Annotated in this window: 1 protein-coding gene; it reads right to left on the reverse strand. The window is 67.1% G+C overall.

Annotation, left to right across the window (positions count from 1 at the left end):
- The coding region (locus A5736_RS07620) for a glycosyltransferase (protein WP_076245421.1) at nt 1–923 on the reverse strand (923 nt) is incomplete at both ends.

Below are 923 nucleotides of genomic sequence, written 5' to 3' on the forward strand. Positions count from 1 at the left end.
ACGACCGCGCGGCAGGCGGGAAAGGCGGCCGAGTAATTCATCGCGTCGACGGTTTTGACGTGGTCGAAATGCGGGGCGTCGCTGAAGTCGGTGTCCGCAGAGCAGATCAGCGCCCGTTCGCCCAGTTGCGCGCAGGCCGCGCCGATCATGGCGACGGTGTCGGCGGGAGACTTGACCGGCGTGCTGCCGAAGCCGAAGAAAATCGGCGGTGTTCCCGCGGCGATCCACGACGCGACCTCCTCGTCGGCGTCCGTGGTCAACTCCATCGTCAGCGCCCCGACGACCGGCCGTTGGCCGTTCCATTTCGCCCATTCGGCCGCCAGCCCCGGAAAGCACACCTCGTCGTAGGCCTGGATTTCCAGCGATGCGCGCTCGGCGATCCGCCGCGACCACAGGCCCGCCGCCTTTGGTAGCCCGAGTTCGCGGCGCTGCGCATCGTCGCGCTTCTTGAGCATCGGCCAACTCACCCACTCGTACAGCCGCACCGCGTAACGGCCCAGCGACGGTGACAGGAATGGCAGGACCTGTCCGTTGACCCGCACCGGGGCGAGATGCAGGGTGGCCAGCGGAATGTCGTAGTACTCGGCGACATTGGCGGCGGGCTGTTCGAAATTCAGAAACGTGACCAGCAGGTCGGACCCGGCCGCCAGCGTCCGCAGTGTCGCGGTGATTTGCTCCCAGTGCCGGGTGACGGACTGCCCGATGTCGCGCCACGACCTGACCAGATCTCGGATCTTCCAGAATTTGCGGAACACACGCGTCCAGAAGTCGCGGTGCGAACTCCACCACTCCCGCGTATCGGGCCCGTAGGCGACGGCCGACAGCCCAGCCGACTCGGCAAAGTCGACCAGGTCAGGCGGAACCGCGATGTACACGTCGTGACCGCGGCGCAGCAGTTCACGGCCGACTGCGACGCAGGGCCC

The sequence above is a fragment of the Mycobacterium sp. SP-6446 genome (genome assembly GCF_001954045.1).
GTDB lineage: Bacteria > Actinomycetota > Actinomycetes > Mycobacteriales > Mycobacteriaceae > Mycobacterium.